The organism is Streptomyces alboniger, assembly GCF_008704395.1.
Classification (GTDB): domain Bacteria; phylum Actinomycetota; class Actinomycetes; order Streptomycetales; family Streptomycetaceae; genus Streptomyces; species Streptomyces alboniger.
In genome coordinates this window covers 6,651,754-6,667,747 of sequence record NZ_CP023695.1, presented here as the reverse complement: position 1 = coordinate 6,667,747, position 15,994 = coordinate 6,651,754, and the positions used below count along the sequence as shown (strand labels likewise).

The window sequence follows — 15,994 nt, the reverse complement described above, 5'->3', positions numbered from 1 at the left end:
CACGACGCCTCGTCGGCCCCGCTTGGTGACCGCCGCACTTCGGCCTCGCCTAGTAGCTGCCGTACTCCGGCCGCCCCGCACGCTCGTACGTGCTGATGACGACGCCCGTGGACGTCGTACGCGACCGCGCGAGACGGAAGGCCGTGGGCAGACCGCCCTCCGCGAAGAGCCGCTTGCCGGTGCCGAGGGCGACGGGGAACGTCAGCAGGTGCAGTACGTCGATCAGGTCGTGCGCCATCAGGGACCGCGCGAGGTTGCCGCTGCCGTGCATCTGGAGTTCGCGCCCCGGACTCTCCTTGAGCGCGGTGACGTCCTTGACCAGGTCGTCGCGGCCGATGATCTGCGTGTTGCGCCAGTCGGCGCTGGTCAGGGTGGTGCTCGCGACGTACTTCGGCAGGGCGTTGAGCTTGGTGGCCACCGGGTTGTCGGGCTCGGTCACCGCGGGCCAGTACCCGGCGAAGATCTCGTATGTCCCGCGCCCGAGCAGGAACGCGTCGGCCTGTTCGAACACCTCATCGATGAACGCGCCGAAGTCCTCGTCGCCGTAGGGCACCGACCAGCCGCCGTGCTCGAAGCCGCCGCTGCGGTCCTCGTCCGGGCCGCCGGGGGCCTGGAAGACCCCGTCGAGGGTGAGGAACTGGGTGAATGTGATCTTCATGGCGAACGCCTCTCTCCGGGCCGCTGTTCTGTCACCTACTCAGACCGTGCCACCGACCGGAAGTCATCGCCGCCGGAGAGACCTCCGCCTTCCCGAGGCACCCGACCGTCGCGTCCGTTTACCGCCAGCCACCAGCCGCGTGAACACCTTTCATTGAATCTGCAAGCACTTACCGCTCGCACAGCGATACAGCGATTCACCACGCGGAAGAGGTACGGATATGTCTTCTCTCACCGGCAGGACTGCCCTCGTCACCGGCGGCAGCCGCGGCATGGGCGCGGCGATCGCGCTGCGCCTGGCCCAGGAGGGCGCCGACGTGGCGATCACGTACGTCCACGGCGAAGCCGCGGCCCACGAGGTCCTCGCGAAGATCGAGGCCATGGGTCGGCGCGGCTTCGCCGTGCGGGCGGACGCGGCCGACCCGGGGGACGCCGCGGGTGCCGTGGACCGCGCGGCCGACGACCTCGGCCATCTGGACATCCTGGTGAACAACGCGGGCATCGGAGTCCTCGGCCCCGTCGGCGACCTGACGCTCGCCGACATCGACCGCGTCCTCGCCGTCAACGTCCGAGGGGTCTTCCTGGCCTCGCAGGCGGCGGCCGGTCGGCTGCGCGACGGCGGCCGGATCATCACCATCGGCAGCTGCATGGCCCAGCGGGTCCCGGGGCCCGGCGGCACGCTCTACGCGACCAGCAAGGCCGCGCTGATCGGCCTCAACAAGGCGCTGGCACGGGAGTTGGGCGGGCGACGGATCACGGCGAACCTGGTCCAGCCGGGCCCGATCGACACCGACATGAACCCGGCGGACGGGCCCTACGCCGACGGCCAGAGCGCCCTGACGGCCCTCGGCCGCTTCGGCTCCGCCGCCGAGGTGGCCTCCCTGGTCGGCTATCTGGCCGGGGACGACGCCGCGTACGTCACGGGCACCGAGCTGTCGGTGGACGGCGGTCACGCCGCGTAAGGGAAACGGGTGCGGGGCGCGCCGGGGCTGTCCACCCGGCGCGCCCCACGTTCGGCGGGGGCGGATCAGCCGCCCAGCTCCTGGTGGCGGGCCGCCAGCCTGGCCGCGCCCTCCTCGGTCAGCGAACCGAACAGGCGCAGGCGGGAGATGCCGCCGTCCGGGAAGATGTCGACGCGGACGTGCGTGCCGACGACCGGGGTGTCCAGGACGAAGCGGTGGTTGGTGTCGGGCTGGAGCCGGGTGCGGGGCAGCGCCTCGGCCCACTCGCCGCCCTCTCCCCCGTCGCGTACGGAGAGGGCCGCCCAGCCCGCCGAGTTGCCCTTGAGGTAGGCGGTGTCGATCTCCACGGCGCGGATCTCGGACTGCTGGACGAGCTGGTAGCGGATCCAGTCGTTGCCGGTGTCGCGGCGGCGGCGGGTCTCCCAGCCGTCGTCCATCTTGCGGGAGCGGCCCGGCTGGATGGTGTTGGTGGCCGGGGAGTAGAAACGGTCGGACGCGTCCTCGACCTGGCCGCCGTTCTCCAGGGCGACGACGTCGAACGTGCCGAGCGCGGTGAGCCACTTGGGGTCGGCGACGACCTCGCCGTACACGCGCAGGCGGGCGATGCCGCCGTCGGGGTGCTGGTTGACGCGCAGGTGCGTGAAGCGCTGCTCGACGTCGACGGCGAAGCCGTTGGCGGCGTGGCCGCCGACGGGCGTACGCGGGACGAGCGTCGTCCACTTCACGTGGTCGCCGCACAGCTCCTCGGGCGTCGGCGAACCCTCGACGCTGGTGCCCTCCACGGACACGGCCTGGGGGTAGTTGCCGCGGAAGTGGGCGGTGTCGACGACGATGCCGCGGATGACGCCGGGGGCGCCGAGGCGCACCAGCGCCCAGTCGTGGTCGTCCTCGGTGGGCCACGGGTGCTCGGCCGAGACACCGCGCCGGCGGCGGGTCTCCCAGCCGTCCATGACCTTGCCCTTGTGCCCGAAGTGCTCGGGGTCGAACACGGCCGGGTGCGCGAGCAGCAGGTTCTCGCGCATGGCGAAGAACTCGTCGTTGGCGGCGATCACACCGGCGCCGAGCTGCCGGTCGGCGAGGTTGGCGTACTGGGTGAAGGGGAAGTCGGCCGTGCGGTAGTCGGCGTAGGGCTCGCCGCCGCCGTAGGGGCTCGCGTCGCCGGTGAAGGAGGGTATCGCCACTGTTTCAGTTGTTCCTTTCCAGAAGTCGGCCCGCGGGTTCGGTGAACTCGCCGCCGTGCAGGATGCGTTCGCCGCGCAGCCAGGTGGACTTCACGACGCCGCTGAGGGTCTTGCCCGCGTACGCCGTGACCCGGTTCCGGTGGTGCAGCTCCGCGGGGTCCACGGTGAAGGTCTCGTCGGGCGCGAGAACCGCGAAGTCGGCGTCGCGGCCGGCCTCGATGGCACCCTTCCGGTCGAGCCCGACCAGCTGTGCGGTGCGCGTGGACATCCAGCGCACCACGTCCTCAAGGCCGTAACCGCGCTTGCGGGCCTCGGTCCAGACCGCGGGCAGGCTCAGCTGGAGCCCGGAGATGCCGCCCCACGCGGTCGCGAAGTCGTCGGTCTTCAGCTCGGCGGTGGAGGGCGAGTGGTCCGTGACGACGCAGTCGATGGTGCCGTCGGCCAGCGCCTCCCACAGCAGGTCCTGATTGCCGGCCTCCCGGATGGGCGGGCAGCACTTGAACTCGCTGGCGCCGTCGGGGACCTCCTCGGCGGTCAGCGTCAGATAATGCGGGCAGGTCTCCACCGTCACCTTGACGCCCTCGCGCTTGGCGGCGGCGATGAGCGGCAGCGCGTCCGACGAGGACAGGTGCAGGACGTGGATGCGGGCGCCGATCCGCTTGGCGACGGCGATGAGTCCCTCGATCGCGGTGTCCTCGGAGATGCGGGGCCGGGTCCGGAGGTAGTCCGCGTACTTGGGGCCGCTCGTGTGCGGGGCGGCCTCCAGCTCGTGCGGGTCCTCGGCGTGCACGATGAGGAGCCCGCCGAAGCCGGTGATCTCGGCCATGGACGCGGCGAGCTGGTCCTGGTCGAGTTCGGGGAACTCGTCGACGCCGGACGGCGAGAGGAAGCACTTGAAGCCGTACACCCCCGCGTCGTGCAGGGGCTTGAGGTCCGCGACGTTGTCGGGCAGGGCGCCGCCCCAGAAGCCGACGTCGATGTGCGCCTTGCCGCGGGCGACGTCCTGCTTGGTGCGCAGGTTGTCGACCGTCGTGGTCGGCGGCAGGGAGTTGAGGGGCATGTCGACCAAGGTGGTGATGCCGCCCGCGGCGGCGGCGCGGGTGGCGGTCCAGAAGCCCTCCCACTCCGTGCGTCCGGGGTCGTTCACGTGGACGTGCGTGTCGACGAGGCCGGGCAGCAGGACGTCGTCGCCGAGGTCCTCGACGCGTACGCCGTCCGGTACCGGAGTGTCGTACGCGTCGACGCTCACGATCGTCCCGCCGGAGACGGCGACCGAGGCGGCGCGAGTTCCCTCCGGGGTGACGACGCGGGTGGAGCGCAGCACCAGCTCCACACCCGCGCCGCCCGCACCCGTGCCCGCGTCCACGTTCACGTCCTGATCGGACACCCGTGTCCCCTCTCTTCTGTTCCGCTTCACAGACCTTTTGTTTCCGCTTAACGGAATTCAACGTTCTGTTGAAGGAGTTTTCACGCTCCGCCGCGCGGCGTCAAGGGTCTAGACGTTTCCACAACATGGAATTAGAATTCCGCCAGCCAGAACGTAGCTACGCACAAGGGCGGCTTCAAGGGGCCTCGGACAACCTTGGGAAGACCCGGGCAAAGTCCCCCTGACCGGCGACGACGCCGCCTCGCGCGCGAGCCCCCGGGAAGAACCGCCCGGTAGGCTGCTTCCTTGCCCGCCAGCACCGAAAGGAACGCGCCGTGCCGACGTCAAGCGCCAACGACGCCCCTGCTGAAGTCGCCGCCTCGAAGCCCCCCGCCGCGAGCGGCGGCGTCCAGTCACTCGAGCGCGCCTTCGATCTGCTCGAACGGATGGCGGACGCGGGGGGCGAGGTCGGTCTCAGCGAGCTGTCCGCGAGCAGTGGCCTGCCCCTCCCGACGATCCACCGCCTGATGCGCACCCTGGTCGCCTGTGGCTACGTACGCCAGCAGGCCAACCGCCGCTACTCCCTCGGCCCGCGACTGATCCGCCTCGGCGAGTCGGCCTCGCGGCTGCTCGGCACGTGGGCCAGGCCCTACCTCGCCCGCCTCGTCGAGGAGACCGGCGAGACGGCCAACATGGCGCTGCTCGACGGCGACGAGATCGTGTACGTCGCACAGGTGCCGTCCAAGCACTCGATGCGGATGTTCACCGAGGTCGGCCGGCGGGTCCTGCCGCACTCCACGGGCGTCGGCAAGGCGCTCCTCGCGCACACGCCGCCGGAGGAGGTGCGGGCGCTGCTCGCCCGCACCGGGATGCCCGCGGCCACGGAGAAGACCATCACCACGGCGGAAGGGTTCCTCGACGCGCTTGAGGAGGTCCGCCGCGCCGGGTACGCCGTCGACGACAACGAGCAGGAGATCGGCGTACGGTGCCTGGCCGTGTCGGTGCCCAACTCACCCACGGCGGCGGCGATCTCCATCTCCGGTCCCGCGGGACGGGTGACCGAGGCGGCGACGGAGCGGATCGTGCCGGTGTTGCAGCAGGTGGCGGTGGAGCTGTCGGCGGCCCTGGTCAGTTCGGGGCCGGGCGCCTAAGCAGGACCGCGGCCGCTCCCGGCCTCAGTGCCCGACCAGCGCGAAGTCCTCCGCCGTCACCCTTCGCAGCGCCCGGCGCAGGCCCCTCGGCACGGGCGGCGCCGGGACCGTGAGGACGGCGCAGTGCGCGTGGGCGGCGACGTAGCGGTGCACGCGGGTCGCGTGGCGTCTGCCGTGCCGGGCGCCGACGACCAGCAGGTCGTCCGGGCGTGCGGCGACCGAGCACAGGGCGCGCCCCGGCCGGTCCCTGACGACCCGGCGCTCGGTCCGCACCCCGTGCGGCGTTCCGCCGAAGGCCGCGTCGAAGGCGCGGTCGAGGCGGGCCCCCGCCTCGGCGCACCAGTGCCGCGCCCACTCCGCGTCGGGGTGGCGCAGATACACCGCCTCCCCCTCCGGTGGCGCCCAGGCCGTCACGGCCACGAGGGTGCGGCAGCCGCGCCGCGCCTCCTCGGCGGCCGCCCGCAGCGCCGCGAGGCTCGCGAGCGAGCCCGTCACCCCCACGACGACGCGTCCTTCTCCGCTCTCGATGCGTGTCATCGGTATCCCTCCCAGGCCAAAAAAGCCGACTGAAGCGGTGCGAACCGGAGTCTGTACGCTCATTGGCCTGAAGAGCAGGGCCAATCAGAGGGAGTTGGCATGGCAGAGGCATGGGTGGCCCATCCAGTGGACCGGCGGCTGGGCAGCCGTCAGCTGGCCGCCCTGCTGACCGGCACCGCCGGTGAGCACCCGGGCTACCGCGCACTCGCCCACGCCGTACGCGCCCTCCTGCTCGACGGCCGCATCCCCCTGCGCACCCGGCTGCCCGCCGAGCGCGAACTGGCCGCCGCCCTCTCGGTGAGCCGGGCCACCGTCACCGCGGCGTACGACGCCCTGCGCGAGGGCGGTTTCGCGCGCAGCCGCCGCGGCGCGGGCACCTGGACCGAGCTGCCGGAGGGCCGGCGCCCGTCCAGCGTGGCGGCGTTCCCGGTGTTCCCGGTGGGCGACGACGTGCTCGACCTGGCGGTGGCGGCACCCGGCGCCCCGGAGGCGGAGCTGACCGCGGCGCTCGCGGGAGCGTCCGCGATGCTGGCCGAGCACGCGCCGACGCCGGGCTACCACCCCTACGGCATACCGGAGTTGAGAGCGGCCGTCGCCGAGCGGTTCACCCGGCGCGGTCTGCCGACGCTCCCCGACCAGATCCTGATCACGACCGGCGCCCAGCACGCGCTGTCCCTGACCCTTTCCCTCCTCGGCGGGCCGGGCGACCGGATCCTGGTGGAGAACCCCTCGTACCCCAACGCCCTGGACGCGATCCGCGGCGCGGGCCTGCGCGCGGTTCCCGTGCCGGTCACGGACGACGGCTGGGAGAGCGGCCTCGTCGAGTCGTCGCTGCGGCAGGCCGCGCCCCGCATCGCCTACCTCGTACCGGACTTCCAGAACCCGACGGGCAGTCTGATGCCGCGCGAGCAACGCGTACGCGTCCTGGAGACGGCCCGCGCCACGGGCACCTGGCTGCTGATCGACGAGACGATCGCCGACATCGCGCTCGACGGGCCGCCGCCCGCCCCCTTCGCCTCGCTGGCGCCGCCCGGCGCGGGCGAACAGGTCGTCACCGTAGGGTCGTTGAGCAAGACGCACTGGGGCGGGCTGCGGATCGGCTGGGTACGGGCCGGGTCCAGGCTGATCACCGAGCTGGCGACCAAGCGCGTGCCGAGCGACATGGCGACGCCCGTCATCGAGCAGCTGGTGGCGCTCCATCTGCTGAGGGACATGGACGACGTGCTGCGCGAGCGGCTGCCGCGGCTGCGGGCGCAGCGGGACGCGCTCGCGGCGTCCCTGGCCCGTTATCTTCCCGAGTGGCGCTGGCGGTTGCCGCCGGGCGGGCTCTCGCTCTGGGTGGACCTGGGGCGGCCCGTCGCCTCGGCGCTGGCCCGCGCGGCGCTCGCGCACGGCGTGCGGATCGAGGGTGGCTCGCGCTTCGGCGCGGACCCGGGGACGCACGAACACCGCCTCCGCGTCCCGTACACGCTGGCGCCGGAACTGTCGGAGCAGGCCGCGGTGCGCCTCGCCGCGGCGTCGGCGGGGGATCTGCGCCCCACGAACGACACCGCGGGCCGCCGCCCCTGGATGGCCTGAAGCCACTCCCGCGCCCCGCGGTCCCGTCCGGTCAGGCCCGCGGGGCCGGGGGTGTATCCAGGAGGTATGACGACGGAACCGATGAACGTACAGGCCGGCGAGGTCGCCGGGCTGCTCCTCGCCGCAGGTGGCGGGCGGCGCCTCGGCGGGCGGCCGAAGGCGCTCCTGGAGCATCACGGCCGCCCCCTGGTGGAGCACGCGGTAAGGGTGCTGCGCGACGCCGGATGCACCCGGGTGCACGTGGTCCTCGGCGCCGCCTCCGACGCCGTACGCGCGCGTGCCTCGCTGCGCGGCTGTGTCGTGGTCGACAACCCGGACTGGGAGGACGGCATGGGCTCCTCGCTCAGGGTCGGCCTCGCCTCGCTCCGCGGCACGGGCGCGAGCGGCGCGCTGGTCTCGCTCGTCGACCAGCCGGGGATCGGCGCGGTGGCGACGGGGCGCGTACGCGCCGCCTACCGTTCGCCCTCGACCCTCGCGGCGGCCGCGTACGACGGGCGGCGCGGCCATCCGGTCCTGTTCGGGAGCGAGCACTGGGCCGGGATCGGGACGAGTGCGGTCGGCGACCGGGGGGCACGCGACTACTTGCGGGAGCACGCGGGCGAGATCACGCTCGTGGAGTGCGGGGACGTGGCCGAGGCGTACGACATCGACACCCCGCGGGACCTCGGGCGCCTTGGGCCCGGCACCGCCCCGTCGGGCGGCGGCGAGGCCGCGGCCCACATGGAGTGATGGACGTGGCACTCAGCGACACGTTCTGTCGACGAAAAGAATCTCGACATCAACAAACGATTGAACTTCCACCATGAGGAAACTAGTATCCACTGACCAGAAGGCCCGTTACCTCGGACGGGGCCCCGCAGCCGCACCTCGGCTCCCGTGGCACTCAGTGTCACCGTGTCTGCCCGGCGGCTCGCCCGGCACCGTCCGCGCAGCTCTCTGAAGGAAGTGACAGCTCATGTCCGCACTAGCGCCGTCGCCGCTGGCCATCGTCGACGCAGAGCCCCTGCCCCGGCAGGAAGAGGTGCTCACCGACGCGGCCCTCGCCTTTGTGGCCGAGCTGCACCGGCTGTTCACGCCCCGGCGTGACGATCTCCTCGCCCGGCGCGCCGAGCGCCGTGCCGAGATCGCCACCACCTCCACCCTCGACTTCCTCCCGGAGACCGCCGCGGTCCGCGCGGACGACTCCTGGCAGGTCGCCCCCGCCCCGGCCGCGCTCAACGACCGGCGCGTGGAGATCACGGGCCCCACCGACCGCAAGATGACCATCAACGCCCTGAACTCGGGCGCCCGGGTCTGGCTCGCCGACTTCGAGGACGCCTCCGCGCCCACCTGGGAGAACGTGGTCCTCGGCCAGCTCAACCTCACCGACGCCTACGAGCGCCGCATCGACTTCACCGACGAGCGCACCGGCAAGTCGTACGCCCTCAAGGACGCCGGCGAGCTGGCCACCGTCGTGATGCGCCCCCGCGGCTGGCACCTCGACGAGCGCCACCTCCAGGTCGGGGGCCGCCCGGTCCCCGGCGCGCTCGTCGACTTCGGCCTGTACTTCTTCCACAACGCCAAGCGCCTCATCGAGCTGGGCAAGGGCCCGTACTTCTACCTCCCGAAGACGGAGTCGTACCTGGAGGCGCGCCTCTGGAACGACATCTTCGTCTTCGCGCAGGACTACGTCGGCATCCCCCAGGGCACGGTCCGCGCGACCGTCCTGATCGAGACGATCACCGCCGCGTACCAGATGGAGGAGATCCTCTACGAGCTGCGCGACCACGCGTCGGGCCTGAACGCGGGCCGCTGGGACTACCTCTTCTCCATCGTCAAGAACTTCCGTGACGGCGGCGAGAAGTTCGTCCTGCCGGACCGCAACCTCGTCACGATGACCGCCCCGTTCATGCGCGCGTACACCGAACTGCTCGTGCGCACCTGCCACAAGCGCGGCGCGCACGCGATCGGCGGCATGGCGGCGTTCATCCCGTCCCGCAAGGATGCGGAGGTCAACAAGGTCGCGTTCGAGAAGGTCAAGAACGACAAGGACCGCGAGGCCGCCGACGGCTTCGACGGCTCGTGGGTGGCGCACCCGGACCTGGTCCCGATCGCCATGAAGTCCTTCGACGCGGTGCTCGGCGACAAGCCGAACCAGAAGGACCGCCTGCGCGAGGACGTGGACGTCTCGGCGGCCGACCTGATCGCCATCGACTCCCTCGACGCGAAGCCCACGTACGACGGTCTGGTCAACGCCGTCCAGGTCGGCATCCGCTACATCGAGGCGTGGCTGCGCGGACTCGGCGCCGTCGCCATCTTCAACCTGATGGAGGACGCGGCCACCGCGGAGATCTCGCGCTCGCAGATCTGGCAGTGGATCAACGCGGGCGTCGTCTTCGAGGACGGCCGGCGGGCCACCGCGGACCTCACCCGCGAGGTCGCCGCCGCCGAACTGGCCGCGATCCGCGCCGAGATCGGCGACGAGGCGTTCGTCGCAGGCAAGTGGCAGCAGGCCCACGACCTCCTCCTCCAGGTCTCCCTGGACGAGGACTACGCGGACTTCCTGACGCTCCCGGCCTACGAGCAGCTGCGCTGACGCTAGCCGATGTGCCGCGACCAGTCCTGCTCCGCGGGCGGCTTCCCGTGCAGGTCGGGGACTCGTTTGAGCCAGGCCGGGCGGCCCGCCTCCATGGCGGCCGCCCGCCGGGCATCGGAGGCGGCGAGTTCGCCCCGGCTGGGGAAGTCCCTCGGCAGCCACACCGCCGAGGACCGCGCGCGGGCCAGCAGGAAGCTGACGTAGGCCTCGCGCACCTCGGCGGGGGACGAGAAGCCCGGCTCGTCCGCCAGCCATGCCTCCGGCACCAGGGAGACGATGTCACGGAGTACGGACTCCGTGACGAGCGGCGCCAGTTCGGCGTCGGCGGCGGCCGTGTCGGGTCCGTATCCGCCGAGGGCGTGGTGGCGGAAGTCGTACACCTTGTCGGGTGCGGACGCGCCCCAGCGATGGTGGAAGACGAGGGCCGCGCCGTGGTCGATGAGCCACAGCTTCGGCGGCCGGGTACCGAAGGTGGGCCAGACCATCAGGTTCGAACTGTGCACCGTGCGGTCGACGTTCGCGGTGAGGGCGTCGAGCCACACCACCTTGCCCGCCTCCAGCGGGTCCACGTCCAGCGCCTCGGGAGTGAAGTCCGCGGCGCCCGGCAGGAGATCCATGCCGAGGTTGAGGCCCGCGCTGGCGTGCAGCAGGTCCTGGACCTCCTGGTGCGGCTCGTCCGCCGCGACCGCCGGGTCGAAGTGGACCAGGACCAGCTCGGGGAAGCGCAGGCCGAGGTGGCGGGCGAGTTCACCGACGACGATCTCGGCGACCAGCGCCTTGCGGCCCTGGGCGGACCCGGTGAACTTGACGACGTACGTGCCCAGATCGTCGGCCTCGACGACCCCGGGCACGGAGCCACCCGTCCGCAGAGGTGCGACGTAGCGGCTCGCGGTGACCTCTCTCAGCGTATCCATGAAGTGAGCAGTGTAATCACGGCCCGGAAGTGCCGACCGGGCGCTATGCCTCGATGGTGACGCCTGTCTCGTGGGCGATGAGGAGTGCCAGATCCATCGAGCCCGGCCCCTGTACTGTCGCCCCCCTGAAGCTTTTCGCGCCGTTGACCTCGCCCAGGTCGCAGTTTTCGAAGCGTACGTTCTGCATGACCGCGTGAGAGAACTGCGCGCCCCGCAGACCGCAGTTCACAAAACGTACGGAGTTGAATTCCGCGCTCTGGAAATCCGCGCCCTGCATATTGCAGTCGGCGAACACCACGGCGTTGAACTTCGAGTAGCGGAACAGTGCGAGATCGCTGCGGCAGGCCTCGAAGCGCACGTCGCGGAAGGTGCCGGGCGCCCAGGAGGAGCCGGTGAGGCGGCTCGATGTGACGGCGCAGCGGATCAGCGACACGTCCCGGGCCCGCACCTGGGCGAAGTCGCAGGTCTCGAAGTACGAGTCGGAGAGCACCGCCCGCCGCAGTTCGGTGCCGGTGAACCGGGTGTTCTCGAAGCGGCACCGCTCCGCTTCCACGGCCTCGGCGCTCCGTCCCGCGATGACCGCTCCTTCGTAGCGGACGCCCTTCACCGTGGTGTCGTCCACCCAGTCGTCCCCCGGCATGACCGCCGGGCGCAGGACCGGTAACGACCGAGGGGCGCCGGGCGCCTTGATGCGAACGTGGCGGGGCATCTGGAGGAATCCAATCGTGGGCGCGGAAATACGGTGAATACCGCGCTGCGCGGTAGGAGCGCACTTTACGGGCGCCGGTCACCGGCCTGTCAACGCGGCCACAACGGCTCGTTGTCGGCGGCGAACCGATGGTTGTTGGACAGTGCTTCGCACTCTTTGCTGGGCTGTCGGGGGTGCTACGCCCTTTCCCCCTTCAGGAGGCTGCTGTCCATGGCGCGGAAGCCAGATATCTCTGCTGTTCCTGTGGAATCGGCCGCCTGTCAGGGACCGGATCCGCGCCGCTGGTGGGGGCTTGTGGTCATCCTGGCCGCGCAGTTGCTGGTGGTCCTCGACGGGACCGTCGTCAATATCGCCCTGCCCTCGGTCCAGCGCGATCTCGGTATGTCCGACACGAGCCGCCAGTGGGTCATCACCGCCTACACCCTGGCCTTCGGGGGCCTGTTGCTGCTCGGCGGCCGGGTCGCCGACGCGTTCGGGCGCAGACGGATCTTCGCGGTCGGGATCCTCGGCTTCGGGCTCGCCTCGCTGCTCGGCGGCGCGGCCCCCGACCCGGGCACCCTCTTCCTAGCCCGCGCCCTCCAGGGCGTCTTCGCCGCGGCCCTCGCGCCCGCCGCGCTGGCGCTGATCAACACGCTGTTCACCGAACCCGGTGAGCGCGGCAAGGCGTTCGGCGTCTACGGAGCGGTCAGCGGTGGCGGCGCGGCCGTGGGCCTGCTGGCCGGTGGTCTGCTGACCGAGTACCTCGACTGGCGTTGGTGCCTGTACGTCAACGCGCCGGTCGCGCTGCTCGCCCTGCTCGGCTGCCGTCTGCTGCCGCGCGACCGGCGGACGGGCAGGGCCGTGCGGCTCGATCTGCCCGGCACGCTGCTCGGCTGCGGCGGACTGGTCGCGATCGTCTACGCGTTCGCCGAGGCCGAGAGCGGCTGGGGCGATCCGCTGGTCGTCCGGCTGCTCGTGCTCGGCGTGCTGATGCTGGTGGCGTTCGCGCTGGTCGAGCGGCGCGTCCAGGATCCCCTGCTGCCGCCCGGGGTGGTGGCCCATCGGGTGCGGGGCGGGTCGTTCCTGGTCGTGGGGCTGCCGCAGATCGGTCTGTTCGGCCTCTTTCTGTTCCTGACGTACTACCTCCAGGGGATCCTGGACTATTCGCCCGTGCTGACGGGTGTCGCCTTCCTGCCCCTCGGGCTCGGGATCGCGGTGGGCTCCTCGCTGATCGCGGCCCGGCTGCTGCCCCGTACCCGGCCGCGCACGCTCATCGTGGGCGCGCTGTTGGCGGCCGCGGCCGGCATGGCGCTGCTCACCCGGCTCGAACCGGACACGCCGCAGGTGTATCTGACGCATCTGCTGCCCGCGCAGATCCTCATCGGGCTCGGCATCGGCTGCATGATGATGCCCGCGATGCACACGGCCACCGCGCGGGTGGCCCCGCACGAGGCGGGGGCGGCGGCGGCCGTGGTCAACAGCGCCCAGCAGGTGGGCGGCGCGCTGGGGGTGGCCCTCCTGAACACGGTGTCGACCGGCGCCACCGCCGCCTACCTGGCCGACCACGGCACCTCGCCCGCCGCCACGGTCGACGGCACGGTGCACGGCTACACCGTGGCCATCGCCTTCGCCGTCGGCGTGCTGCTGCTGACGGCGGTGCTCGCCTGGGTGCTCATCGACTCCCGTACCGAGGCGGCCGATGAGACCGGCTCGGCCTCGGTCACACCGGCGCGGCCTCGATGAGGGAGAACGGCGTGAGGCCGGGCGGCGTGCGGACCCGGGTCGTACGGAACCCGGTGTCCGAGAGCAGCGAGCGCAGGTCCCGCTCGCTGCGCTCCCTCCCGCCCATGTTCACCAGCATGTACAGGTCGCTGAGGTAGCCGAGCGGATGCGCGGAGCTGTCCACCGTGTCGGGCAGCAGCACCTCCACGACGAGCAGTCTGGCGTGGGCGGGCATGGCGGCCCTGACGGTCCGCAGGATGTCCGCCGACCGCGCGTCGCTCCAGTCGTGCAGGATGCTCTTGAGGACGTAGAGGTCGCCTCCGCCGGGCACCCGGGTGAAGAAGTCCCCGGTCTCGACGCGGCCGCGCTCCCCCACCCCGGCGGCGTCCAGCGTCGCGGCCGCGTCACGTGCCCCCTCCGGCGAGTCGAAGACCACGCCCTCGACGCCGGGGTGCGCGCTCAGCACGGCCGCCAGCAGGGATCCGTCGGCGCCGCCGATGTCCACCACGGTGCCGTACGACGAGAAGTCGTACTCCTCCTCCTTGGCGAGCGCGGTGCTCATGGTGCGGGTGGCCTCGCGCATGGAGGACGTGAACGTGCCGGACAGCTCGGGCCGTTCGGAGAGGTACGAGAAGAAGTCGGTCCCGAAGACCTGGTCGAAGGCGGGTTCGCCGGTCCTGATGCTGTGGTCGAAGTGGGACCAGGCCTGCCGGAAGACGCCCATGCCCTGGCGGACGAAGGCGTGCAGCGAGTCGGGCACGTCGGTGCGGAGCCGGTGGCCGGCCGGCGTCAGCCGGAAGCGTCCCGCCCCGGTCTCCTCGGCCAGGCCGAGCGCGGCGAAGGCACGCAGCAGGCGCAGCGTGGCGACGGGGTCGGTGTCCAGGGAAGCGGCCAGCTCGGCGGCGGCGCGCTCCTCCGTCCCCATCAGGTCGGGGAGGTCCAGGCGCGTCGCCAGGTCCAGGATCTCGGAGGAGATGTAGCCCCATACGAGCGTCAGGATCCGCTCCTGGGCACCGAACTGCGCCGCGTGTTCAGCAGGGTCGGCGTGTTCGGTGTGTCCCCCGCGGTGGGCCTCGGGGGCGGGTGCGGGGTCGGCGGGGCCGCCCCGGGTGGCTTCGGTCGGAGCCATGGGGTCGTGCGCTCCTTTCGGTCGGGCGCTGCGGGTCGTGGGGCGGGCGTCAGGCACCGGGCTTGCGGGTCATGCACCAGGTGCGCGGTCCTTCGGGCACCTCGACGTCGGCGGTGACGGTGAAGCCGAGCCGCTCGTAGAAGGGGAGGTTGCGGGGCGCGGAGGTCTCCAGGAAGGCGGGCACCCCGGCGCGCTCGGCCGCCTCCACTCCGGGGAGCACGACGGCGCTGCCCAGACCCTTGCCCTGGTGGTCGGGCGAGACGCCGACGGTGGCCAGGAACCACGCGGGCTCCTTGGGCCGGTGCGGCGCCAGGAGGCCTTCCATCTGTTGCTGCGCGGCCAGCCGGGAACCGCTCAACTCGGCCATGCGCGGGCCGATCTCGGCGAACACCGCCCCCGCTTCGACGCTCTCCGGCGTGGTCCAGACCGCCACCGCGGCGCCGTCGTCCGCGACCCACACCTTGCCGATGTCGAGCCCGACGCGCGTGAGGAAGAGTTCTTGCAGCTCGGTGACCCGCTCGATGTGGCGGTCCGGGTCGACGGTGTGGCGCGTGGCGGGGTAGTCGGCGAACGCGGCGGCGAGGGTGCGTACGGCCCGGGGGACGTCGTCGCGGGTGGCGAGGCGCACCGTGGGCTTGTACTCGGTCATGGAAGGTCGTCTCCTTGTGAGGGGTCAGGGGCGTGGGTCAGGGGATGGTGGCGGCACCGGTCGTGGCGGCCGCGGGGGCGGCGAGGGCCTCCACGGCGAGCCGGTGCAGCTCCGGGTTGGCGGACAGGGCACCCGTCCCGCGCTGGGGCGAGCCGCCGAGCAGGTCGGTGCAGACGCCGCCCGCCTCCTCCACGAGGATCTGGAGGGCGGCGATGTCCCAGGGGCTCACGACCGGTTCGGCCGCGATGTCGACCGTGCCCTCGGCGACCATGCAGTGCTGGAGGAAGTCGCCGAAGGCGCGGTCCTCCCAGCAGGCGTCGGCGAGTCGCAGATACGCCGCGCGCGAGTGGAAGGCGTCCCAGGTACGGGTGTTGGTGGTGGACAGATAGGCGTTTTCGAGGCGGGCGACACCGGAGACGTGCAGCCGCAGCGGTTCGGCGCCGGCGGACCCGCGCCGCAGCCAGGCCCCGTGCCCGGCCGCCGCCCACCAGCGGCTGCGCAGGGCGGGCGCGGCGACGACGCCGACGGTGGGCCTGCCGTCCTCCAGGAGCGCGATCAGCGTGGCCCAGACCGGCACTCCGCGCAGGAAGTTCTTGGTGCCGTCGATGGGGTCGACGATCCAGGTGCGTCCTGCGGTCACCTCGCCGCCGGTCTCCTCTCCCGCGAAGTCGTCGTCGGGCCGGGCGGCCCGCACGGACTCGCGTACGGCCGCCTCGACGGTGGTGTCCGCGTCGGTGACGGGGGTGCGGTCGGGCTTCTCGCGTATCCGCAGGTCGCGCGCCTGGAAGCGGCGGGTGGTGATGCGGTCGGCGGTGTCGGCGAGTCGCATGGCCAGTTCCAGGTCGGCCTGCTGTGGCATGAAGGTGCCTCCTCCTCGACGGGACA

General features: G+C 72.1%; 15 protein-coding genes. 6 read left to right on the top strand and 9 right to left on the bottom strand.

The genetic code is table 11. From position 1 onward, the window contains the following. Positions 1 to 49 precede the first annotated feature (49 nt). Positions 50 to 658 (bottom strand): dihydrofolate reductase family protein, encoded by a 609-nt coding sequence (locus CP975_RS29345; RefSeq protein WP_055528291.1) that lies wholly within the window; start codon positions 656 to 658, stop codon positions 50 to 52. Between the two features lie 220 nt (positions 659 to 878). Here CP975_RS29345 and CP975_RS29340 point away from each other — a divergent pair, with 220 nt between their 5' ends. Next, positions 879 to 1,619 (top strand): SDR family oxidoreductase, encoded by a 741-nt coding sequence (locus CP975_RS29340; protein WP_055528292.1) that lies wholly within the window; start codon positions 879 to 881, stop codon positions 1,617 to 1,619. 65 nt (positions 1,620 to 1,684) lie between these two features. On the opposite strand, the gene alc is transcribed toward CP975_RS29340, so the two are convergent. Together alc and allB are read right to left on the bottom strand one after the other, a co-directional pair. Further along, positions 1,685 to 2,800 (bottom strand): allantoicase, encoded by a 1,116-nt coding sequence (gene alc / locus CP975_RS29335; RefSeq protein ID WP_055528293.1) that lies wholly within the window; start codon positions 2,798 to 2,800, stop codon positions 1,685 to 1,687. Positions 2,801 to 2,804: 4 nt separating this feature from the next. Continuing rightward, the gene (allB, locus tag CP975_RS29330) at positions 2,805 to 4,187 is read right to left on the bottom strand and encodes an allantoinase AllB (RefSeq protein WP_246201670.1); all 1,383 of its coding nucleotides are present in this window, start codon (positions 4,185 to 4,187) and stop codon (positions 2,805 to 2,807) included. A gap of 314 nt (positions 4,188 to 4,501) precedes the next feature. On the opposite strand from allB, the gene CP975_RS29325 reads away from it, so the two are divergent. Then, the gene (locus tag CP975_RS29325; protein WP_055528294.1) at positions 4,502 to 5,317 is read left to right on the top strand and encodes an IclR family transcriptional regulator; all 816 of its coding nucleotides are present in this window, start codon (positions 4,502 to 4,504) and stop codon (positions 5,315 to 5,317) included. A gap of 24 nt (positions 5,318 to 5,341) precedes the next feature. Here CP975_RS29325 and CP975_RS29320 read toward each other — a convergent pair whose 3' ends face one another. Then, on the bottom strand, positions 5,342 to 5,854 hold the full coding sequence (locus tag CP975_RS29320; RefSeq protein WP_055528295.1) for a universal stress protein: 513 nt from the start codon (positions 5,852 to 5,854) through the stop codon (positions 5,342 to 5,344). 99 nt (positions 5,855 to 5,953) lie between these two features. Here CP975_RS29320 and yczR point away from each other — a divergent pair, with 99 nt between their 5' ends. The 3 genes from yczR (at position 5,954) to aceB (ending at position 10,007) form a co-directional block, all read left to right on the top strand. Then, complete coding sequence (gene yczR / locus CP975_RS29315) at positions 5,954 to 7,432, top strand: MocR-like transcription factor YczR (protein WP_055528301.1); 1,479 nt, start codon at positions 5,954 to 5,956, stop codon at positions 7,430 to 7,432. Positions 7,433 to 7,498: 66 nt separating this feature from the next. Next, positions 7,499 to 8,161: a nucleotidyltransferase family protein gene (locus CP975_RS29310; RefSeq protein ID WP_150477538.1), complete on the top strand. Its 663-nt coding sequence runs from the start codon at positions 7,499 to 7,501 to the stop codon at positions 8,159 to 8,161. 226 nt (positions 8,162 to 8,387) lie between these two features. Further along, the gene (gene aceB / locus CP975_RS29305; RefSeq protein ID WP_055528303.1) at positions 8,388 to 10,007 is read left to right on the top strand and encodes a malate synthase A; all 1,620 of its coding nucleotides are present in this window, start codon (positions 8,388 to 8,390) and stop codon (positions 10,005 to 10,007) included. A 2-nt stretch (positions 10,008 to 10,009) separates the two neighbouring features. On the opposite strand, the gene CP975_RS29300 is transcribed toward aceB, so the two are convergent. Further along, entirely contained in the window at positions 10,010 to 10,921 is a 912-nt protein-coding gene (locus tag CP975_RS29300) for a HipA family kinase (RefSeq protein ID WP_055528305.1), read from the bottom strand. A 43-nt stretch (positions 10,922 to 10,964) separates the two neighbouring features. Then, complete coding sequence (locus tag CP975_RS29295) at positions 10,965 to 11,630, bottom strand: pentapeptide repeat-containing protein (protein ID WP_055528307.1); 666 nt, start codon at positions 11,628 to 11,630, stop codon at positions 10,965 to 10,967. Between the two features lie 210 nt (positions 11,631 to 11,840). Between CP975_RS29295 and CP975_RS29290 the strand changes: the two genes are divergently transcribed. Continuing rightward, positions 11,841 to 13,352, top strand: a complete 1,512-nt coding sequence (locus CP975_RS29290) for an MFS transporter (protein ID WP_055528310.1) — start codon at positions 11,841 to 11,843, stop codon at positions 13,350 to 13,352. Here the strand turns inward: CP975_RS29290 and CP975_RS29285 are convergent. From CP975_RS29285 to hisN, 3 genes are read right to left on the bottom strand one after another with little or no spacing between them, the layout of a single operon-like run. Further along, positions 13,330 to 14,460, bottom strand: a complete 1,131-nt coding sequence (locus CP975_RS29285; protein WP_055528312.1) for a methyltransferase — start codon at positions 14,458 to 14,460, stop codon at positions 13,330 to 13,332. The two genes, CP975_RS29290 and CP975_RS29285, sit on opposite strands and share 23 nt — an antisense overlap. A gap of 49 nt (positions 14,461 to 14,509) precedes the next feature. Next, positions 14,510 to 15,109: a GNAT family N-acetyltransferase gene (locus CP975_RS29280; protein WP_055528321.1), complete on the bottom strand. Its 600-nt coding sequence runs from the start codon at positions 15,107 to 15,109 to the stop codon at positions 14,510 to 14,512. 37 nt (positions 15,110 to 15,146) lie between these two features. After that, positions 15,147 to 15,968: a histidinol-phosphatase gene (hisN, locus tag CP975_RS29275; protein WP_055528323.1), complete on the bottom strand. Its 822-nt coding sequence runs from the start codon at positions 15,966 to 15,968 to the stop codon at positions 15,147 to 15,149. Positions 15,969 to 15,994: the final 26 nt, after the last annotated feature.